The organism is Streptomyces sp. HSW2009, assembly GCF_040240285.1.
In the GTDB taxonomy this organism is placed as follows: Bacteria; Actinomycetota; Actinomycetes; order Streptomycetales; family Streptomycetaceae; genus Streptomyces.
In genome coordinates, this window is record NZ_JBEHZD010000385.1 from 1 (window position 1) to 7,928 (window position 7,928).

5 protein-coding genes and 1 pseudogene are annotated in these 7,928 nt (G+C 72.9%); 3 read left to right on the forward strand and 3 right to left on the reverse strand.

Features of this window, described 5'->3' with window-relative positions; genetic code table 11:
- Window positions 1-265: 265 nt before the first annotated feature.
- Window positions 266-1,066, reverse strand: a complete 801-nt coding sequence (locus AAHZ94_RS24050) for a S1 family peptidase (protein ID WP_349995139.1) — start codon at window positions 1,064-1,066, stop codon at window positions 266-268.
- A gap of 294 nt (window positions 1,067-1,360) precedes the next feature.
- On the opposite strand from AAHZ94_RS24050, the gene AAHZ94_RS24055 reads away from it, so the two are divergent.
- The 3 genes and pseudogenes from AAHZ94_RS24055 to AAHZ94_RS24065 form a co-directional block, all read left to right on the forward strand.
- Window positions 1,361-2,296 carry a hypothetical protein gene (locus tag AAHZ94_RS24055; protein WP_349995140.1) on the forward strand — a complete coding sequence of 312 codons (936 nt, stop codon included), beginning with the start codon at window positions 1,361-1,363 and terminating at the stop codon, window positions 2,294-2,296.
- 283 nt (window positions 2,297-2,579) lie between these two features.
- Entirely contained in the window at window positions 2,580-3,305 is a 726-nt protein-coding gene (locus AAHZ94_RS24060) for a MarR family winged helix-turn-helix transcriptional regulator (protein ID WP_349995142.1), read from the forward strand.
- Between the two features lie 93 nt (window positions 3,306-3,398).
- Window positions 3,399-4,893: pseudogene (locus AAHZ94_RS24065) on the forward strand (MDR family MFS transporter); the annotation flags it as partial.
- Window positions 4,894-5,341: 448 nt separating this feature from the next.
- Here the strand turns inward: AAHZ94_RS24065 and AAHZ94_RS24070 are convergent.
- Window positions 5,342-6,160 (reverse strand): TetR/AcrR family transcriptional regulator, encoded by an 819-nt coding sequence (locus tag AAHZ94_RS24070; protein ID WP_349995144.1) that lies wholly within the window; start codon window positions 6,158-6,160, stop codon window positions 5,342-5,344.
- A 41-nt stretch (window positions 6,161-6,201) separates the two neighbouring features.
- Entirely contained in the window at window positions 6,202-7,761 is a 1,560-nt protein-coding gene (locus tag AAHZ94_RS24075) for an MFS transporter (protein WP_349995145.1), read from the reverse strand.
- Window positions 7,762-7,928 lie beyond the last annotated feature (167 nt).

Consider the following 7,928-nt stretch of genomic DNA (forward strand, 5'->3'; position numbering starts at 1 on the left):
CCCCGCCGCCCTCAGGCCTCGCCGTGCCCGGGGGGGGGCGGCGGCGGGCCGGCCCCCCCGGGCCCCGGGGCCCCGGGCGCGGGGGCGCCCCCCCCCCCCCCGCGGTCAGGTGTCACAGCGGGCCCGGGCGCGCCACGGGACGGTCGGGCGCCGTACGGGACGGCACCGACGCCGCCCCGTACGACCCGTTCACACGGTCACACGGTCACTTCAGCCGAACCGGCCAAGGCCAGCCCCGGCCGGCCGCAGACCATCGCCCCTGCGGTCAGCCGCCGAGCTGTTCGGCCGCGCCCTTGATGTCCTGGGCGAAGTGGCTCACCTGGGTGTAGACACCGGGCTTGCCGGGCCGGGCGCAGCCCTCGCCCCAGCTCACGATGCCGACCTGAATCCACTCGCCGGCATCGTCCTTGCGGAACATCGGGCCACCGGAGTCACCCTGGCAACTGTCCACGCCGCCCGACTGCGTGCCGGCGCAGATCTCCTCGTCGTCCACCAGCCCGGCGTACGAGCCGCCGGCGGCCTTGCAGGTCGCGTCGTCCAGGAAGGGCACGGTGGCCTTCAGCATCCACTGCTGCTGGCTGCCGCCCTCGCGGTCGGCGCCCCAACCGGCTATCTGGAAGTCGCCGTTGTCGTACGCGTCCGTGTCGGCGATCTTCAGCGTGGGCTGGTCGATCGGCCGGTCGAGCTTGATCAGGGCCCAGTCCTTGCCGGTGCCGTCGTAGCCCGGGGCCTGGAGCACCTCGGTGGAGGTGGCGGTCTGGGCGGCGGGGTCGGACAGGTCGACCACGCCACCGGTGACGCCGATGTCGGTGTTGGGGCCGCTGCCGTCCACGCAGTGCGCGGCGGTCAGCACGATGTCCTGGGTGTACAGCGCGCCGCCGCAGCCCATCGACAGCCGGACCATGAAGGGGAATTCGCCCTGTTCGGCCGGGGTGCCGCCGACGATCCTGGTGCTCGGGCCCGTGGGGTCGCCCTGGGCGAAGGCCGTGCCGGGGGTGAGGGAACAGGCGGCGAGGGCGACGGCGCCGAACGCGGCGCCTCTCTTGACGTTCCGCAGGAAGGACAACGGATTTCCTCTCGTGGGGGGTTGAACGCGTTTGGCGAGCCCATGCCAAGAGAAGATCCGGAACTCGGCACCGGAGATCCACCGAAAAAAATTGGTGCAGACCAGGCGACGAGCCGTAAGACGTCCGGACCCCGTGGGGTGAGCCCGCAAAGCGCACTGCGATTATGTGTACCGAGTGAACCGCATGACAAGGGCTCCCTACCCGCCAGTTGCGGCCAGGACGCCCGGCAACCGCTCGGCGGCGCTGACGACGCCGGGCGGCGTCCGTAGAGTTGGGCCAGGTCAGCGGGGCCCATGACGCGGGGGTGTGGCGTGGCGGCGACAGGCAGCGAGATCCAGCACGGCTTTCCGCACCTGGAGACGGTGCGCGCGGCCATCACGGCGCTCTACCGGCGCCTCTCCCAGGACACCGTGGGCACCTTCGCCCTGAGCGTGCCACCGGTCGACGTGGCCTTCCCCGACGAGGACGACCTCTATCTGGGGGTGCAGCGCATCGCCCGGGTGATGGTGCGTCACCTACGGCTGCCCGACGCCCGGATGATCATCAGCTTCCGGGAGATGGAGCACGCGGGCAACGTCGAACTGACCGCGGGGCCCGAGTACTTCATCGAGCTCAACGCCCGGTTCAAGACCCACCGCCGCGACATCGGGGCCGCCCTCGCACACGAGGTGATGCACGTCTACCTGCACCGCCTCGACCTCGCCTTCCCCGGCACCCGGGACAACGAGATCCTCACCGACACCGCGGCTGCCTACCTCGGCGCGGGCTGGCTGCTGCTCGACGCGTACCGGGAGAGCTCGGTCTCCCGCCAGAAGCTCGGCTATCTGACGCCGGAGGAGTTCGGCTACGTGCTCGCCAAGCGCGGCCAGGTCTTCGGCGAAGACGTCGCACCGTGGTTCACCAGCCCGCAGGCGTACGACGCGTACGTGAAGGGGCAGGCCAGGGCGCGCCGCGACGAGCGGCAACCACCGCTGGCCGCCAGCGGCTGGACCGGCCGCCGCCACTACGCCAAGGACCGGCGGCGGGCCCAGGACCGACTGCGCACGCACGGCGACCTCCCCGCGACGGAACCCACGGACCCGGCCGCCGGCTACGCCTTCGAGGGCCGGGACCCGCTCCGCGTCCGGTTCCCCTGCCCGGTGTGCAACCAGCGCATCCGGGTCCCGGTCCGCGGCGCGCTGCGGGCCAGGTGCGGGCTGTGCGGGACGGTGCTGGACTGCCAGACGTAGGTGAGGGCGGCGTACCGCGGGTGTGCGGGCCGGTGTGCGGGCCCGGGCGCCCCCCCGGCGCCCCCGCCCCCCCCCCCGCCGCCCGGCCGCCCCCCCCGCCCGGGCCCGCCCGGCCCCGGGGGGCGGCGCCCGGGCCGCGCCCACCGGATCGCTGGCCGACCACCACCGAACTGGCCGGGCCGACGGCCCGAACACCCTCGACACGGCCCCACGACAACGGCCTGACCAGTGCGTTCAGCGCGGTGCCCGGCAGTGGACAGAAAGACGCAGAAGGGAGCGCCAGGTGGCGACGCAGGAGCAGTACCGGGAGTTGGCTCGACAGCTCACGGCCACCGTGGCCATCCAGCGTGACCTCGGCCGGACGCTGCCCGCCGACTGCCCGCCGGCCTCGGCGATCGTGCTCATGGTGCTCAACCGGCACGGCGAGATGCGCATGAGCAGGCTCGCCGAACTGCTCTCCATCGACATCTCGGTGACCAGCCGGCACGCCGCGCACGTCACCGAGCGCGGCTGGATCGACCGGCAGCCCGACCCGTTGGACGGGCGGTCCCGGCTGCTGCGGATCAACGACCGCGGCCTGGCCCTGCTCGACGAGGTCGCCGACCGCTATACGGAGGTGCTGGCGCACTGCCTGAGCGGCTGGTCGGAGGAGGACATCGGGCAGCTCAACACGTTGTTGGCGCGGCTGCGGGAGAGCTTCGGCGACTGCCGGACCCGCCCCGGGTCACCGACCGCCGCGGCCACCGAGCCGACCGAGCGCACCGGGGCCGGCGGGCCGGCTGGGCCCGCTGAGTCGGTTGAGCCCACCGGTGCAGCGGGGCCGACCGAGCCCGCCGCCACTCCCGTACCGCCGGCGGCGGCCGTACCCCCGGCGGCGGCCGTACCCCCGGCGCCGGCCGGACCAGCGGAACCGCCCGTACCTCCGGCACCGCCCGTACCAGCGGTGCCGCAGCCGCCTCCGCCGTCGGCGGCGGACCTCGACCCGACCCGTACACCCGCGAAGCAATAGGCGAGAAGGAAATCCATGGCCACCACCTCATCCTCCGGTGTGCGGGGAGACGGGGCGTCCGCTGCGGGCGCGCAGCACGCCTCCCCCGCGCCCATGACGCACCGGCAGATCATGGAGGCGCTGTCCGGGCTGCTGCTCGGCATGTTCGTCGCGATCCTGTCGTCCACCATCGTCACCAACGCACTGCCTGAGATCATCAGCGACCTGGGCGGCAGCCAGAGCTCGTACACCTGGGTGGTGACCGCGGCGCTGCTCGCGATGACCGCCTCCACTCCGCTGTGGGGCAAGCTGGCCGACCAGTTCAACAAGAAGCTGCTGGTCCAGATATCCCTGGTCATCTACATGGCGGGCTCGGTCGTCGCTGGCCTGTCACAGAACACCAGCATGTTGATCAGTTGCCGGGTGGTGCAGGGCATCGGCGTCGGTGGGCTCACCGCGCTCGCCCAGATCGTGATGGCCGCGATGATCTCGCCGCGCGAGCGCGGCCGGTACAGCGGCTACATCGGTGCCACCTTCGCGGTCGCCACCGTCGGCGGTCCGCTGCTCGGCGGCGTCATCACGGACACCAGTTGGCTCGGCTGGCGCTGGTGCTTCTACGTCGGCGTCCCGTTCGCCATCGTCGCCCTGGTCGTGCTCCAGAAGACCCTCCAGCTCCCGGTGGTCAAGCGGGACGTGAAGGTGGACTGGGCCGGCGCGTTCTTCATCAGCGCCGCCGTCTCCCTGCTGCTGATCTGGGTGACCCTGGCCGGCGACAACTACGACTGGATCTCCTGGCAGACCGGGGCGATGGTGAGCGGCGCCGTGCTGCTCGGGTTGGTCTTCGGCTGGGTGGAGACGCGGGCCGCAGAACCGATCATTCCGCTGCGTCTGTTCCGCAATGCGACGATCACGCTCGCCTCGGTGGCCAGCCTCTTCGTCGGCGTCGTGATGTTCACCGGCACGGTCTTCTTCAGCCAGTACTTCCAGTTGGCGCGCGGTGAGTCGCCGACCATGTCGGGCGTGATGACCATCCCGATGATCATGGGCCTGTTCGTGTCGTCGACCGTCTCGGGCCAGGTCATCACCAAGACCGGCCGCTGGAAGGCGTGGCTGGTCAGCGGCGGTGCGCTGGTCACCGCCGGGATGGCGCTGCTGGGCACGCTGCGGTACGACACGCCGTACTGGCAGATGGCGATCTACATGCTCCTGATGGGGCTCGGCATCGGCATGATGATGCAGAACCTGGTGCTGTGCACGCAGAACCAGGTGGCCCCGAGCGACCTGGGCGCCGCCAGTTCCGTCGTCACCTTCTTCCGCTCGCTCGGTGGCGCGATCGGCGTCTCGGCCCTGGGCGCGGTGCTCGCGCACCGGGTCAAGAGCTACACGGCCGACGGCTTCCGGGAGCTCGCCGCGCAGGGCGGGCAGGTCCCGCAGGGCTCCGGCGGCGGGGGCGGCATCCCCGACCTGGACAAGCTGCCGGCGCCGATCCGTACCGTCATCGAGGGCGCGTACGGGCACGGCGTGGGCGACATCTTCCTGTACGCGGCACCCGCGGCGCTGCTGTCCTTCCTGGTGACGCTGTTCATCAAGGAGGTCGCGCTGAAGACGAAGGTGCACGACCACTCCGAGGCGGCGGGCCGGGCCGCTGTGGCGGGTGCGACCGGTGCGGCCGGTGCGCCCGAGGTGGCGTTGGCCAAGGGGGCCGCGCCGCTGGCGGGACGGTCGGAGCCGGCGGCCTCGTCCGCCGCGACGGACGGCGACCCGCGGGGTCGCTGACACAGCCCCGGCCCCGGGCGTCCGCTGAGCGAACGGTTCCCCCTCGCGGGGGCCGAGCGGAGCCGCCCGGGACCGGAAAAGGGGCCCTGTGCAGGGCCCCGGGGTCTGGAGTGGGCCCCGAACGTGGGGCGCGGTGCTGGCCGGCGCACAGGCAGGGGACGGCCTGCCGGCCGGCGCCGCGCCCCACACCCATGCGTGGGCCGGCCTGACCGGCGCACGGCCCGCGGCCCGCGGCCCGCGGCCCGAAGCCCACGGGCCAGAGGCCCGCAAGCCCCGCAGCCCTACCCCCGCCCCACCCCGTCGACCACGTCCGCGGGGTGGTGGCCGGCGCGTTCGCTCATCACCTCAAGGCCGGCGATCACCATCTCCAGGGCGTACGTGAAGTCGCGTTCGCGCATCTCCTGGACCGTGTTGCCGCCGCGGGCCCGCATGATGCGGGTGGAGTTGCCGAACGACTGCTCCAGGTCGGGCTGGGCCTCGATGGCGCTCATGACCTCGTAGAAGTAGTCGTCCTGGCTGATGCCCGCCTCGCGACAGCGCTCCGCGAAGCGGCCCTCGATGGTGCCGAAGCCGTAGACGAACTGGAAGACGACGCTCAGCGCGGCCGTCATGCCCTCCTCGGGCACTCCGCTGCGTCGGATCACCCACTGTGCGGCCTCCGAGAAGGCGCGCGCGTTGGGGCCGATGTTCAGGTACTCGCCGGCCAGTTGGGACACCCAGGGGTGCTGGACGAGCACCTTGCGGTACTCGGCGGCAAGTTGGCGCAGGTGCCGGCGCCAGTCCAGTTCGTCGCCCGCCGCGTCGAGCTCGCCCTCGGCGGGCAGCAGCATTTCCCCGTTGACGTGGTCGAGCACGAGCTCAAGCAGGTCGTTCTTGGTGTCCACGTACCAGTACACGGACATCGCGGTGACCCCGAGTTCGGTGGCCAGCCGGCGCATCGAGAAGCGGGCCATGCCCTCCGCGTCGAGCAGCCGCACCGTCGCCGCGATGATCTTGTCCCGGTCCAGGCCCGCCGGCTGGTCCGCCTTGCGCTTGCCCGAGGAGCAGCCGGCCAACCACACGCTGGGCCGTGGCCTGCTCGTGCTGCTGCCGGTTGCCATGCGGGCTCCTCCATCGTTCGCCGGGTGGTTCGCCCCCGATGCTATGCCGCTCCGGCCGGCTCGGCGGCTCCCCGTACGGGGGTTGCCGACCGCTCGGCGCGCCAGAGGAGGACCGCGGCCAGGACGCCGCCGAGCAGCACGGCCGCGGCCCCGACGAGTTCGCTGACCTGGATGCCGCTGGCGAACGCGGCGTGCACCGCGGCCCGCTCGCCCTCGGTACGCGCCGCTCCCAGCGCGCTCGGCAGCGATCCGGCGCCGGCCGCGACAGCCGGCAGCAGCGCGGCGAACCTGGCGTTCAGCACCGCCCCGAGCACCGCGACGCCGAGCCCGTTGCCGAACTCGGTCAGCGTGCCGTTCACGCCCGCGCCGACCCCGGCCTTGGCCGGCGGGATGGCCGACATGATCGCGTTCGCCATGGCCGGCATCGCCACCGCCATGCCCGCGCCCATCAGGACGAGGCCGGCGAGCATCCCGCCGTAGCCGTCGTCGCCGACCGCGCCGATGCCCGCGAGGCCGGCGGAGATCAGGCCCATGCCGGCGAGGATGGTGCCCGGCGTGCCGAGCAGCGGCAGCAGCCGGACGCCGATGCCGGTCACATTGAGTACGACGATCATCAGCGCGAGCGGCGCGGTGCGCAGCCCCGCGGCCAACGGGCCGTAGCCGAGGACGAGTTGGAGGTGCTGGGTGAGGAGGAAGAGCGAGCCGCCCATGCCGAAGGCGATGAGCACGCCGCCGGCGACGGCGCCCACGAACCTGCGGTCCTGGAAGAAGGACAGGTCGAGCATGGGGTGCGGGTGGTGCAGTTCCCAGCGGGCGAAGGCGGCCAGCGCCGCGAGCCCGACCACGGCCGCGACCAGCACCCGGGTGGCGGTCCAGCCGTGCTCGGGCCCGGAGATGATCGCGTAGACCACGCCGGCCATGCCGATGGTGGAGAGCACCGCGCCGAGCAGGTCGGGCCGGTCGCCGGCGGCGCCGCTCGACTCGGGCACCAGGCGGAGCACGGCGAACGCGCCGAGCAGCGCGACCGGCACGTTGATGAGGAAGATCGCGCCCCACCAGAAGTGGTTGAGCAGCGCCCCGCCGATCAGCGGCCCGGCGGCGAACCCGAGCGAGCCGACCGCGCCCCACAGGCCGATCGCCTTGGTCCGCTCCTCCTCGTCGAAGACCTGCACCACGACGGCGAGGGTGGTCGTCATCAGCAGCGCGCCACCGACGCCCATCCCGGCCCGCGCCGCGATCAACTGCCAGGGCCCCGGCGCGTACGCCGCGGCCACCGATCCGACGCCGAACACCAGCAACCCGGCGACCAGCAGTTTCTTCCGCCCGTAGCGGTCGGCGGCGCTGCCGGCGGTGAGCAGCAGCCCCGACTGTACGAGCGCGTACGCGTTGACCATCCACTGGATGTCGGCGGTGCTCGCGCCCATCTCGCGGGTGAGCGAGGGGATCGCGACGCCCAGGATCGTGTTGTCGAGCAGCACGGTGAGCTGCGCGAGGCAGATGACGGCGAGGATCAGCCAGCGCTGCGGGTGCCGGTCGTCGTGGTTCTTGCGTACGGGCTGGTCAGCGGGGGTGGGACGGTCCGGGGCTGGGTCCACGGGCATGGCACGTCCTTGGTGCGGCGTAGGGACACGAGCAGACCCCATACACTGTATAGGGATCAGCTCTACGCCGTATAGCACTTCGGGGGGGGGGGGGGGGGGGGGGGGGCCCCCCCCCCCCCCCCCCCCCCCCCCCCCCCCCCCCCCCCCCCCCCCCCCCCCCCCCCCCC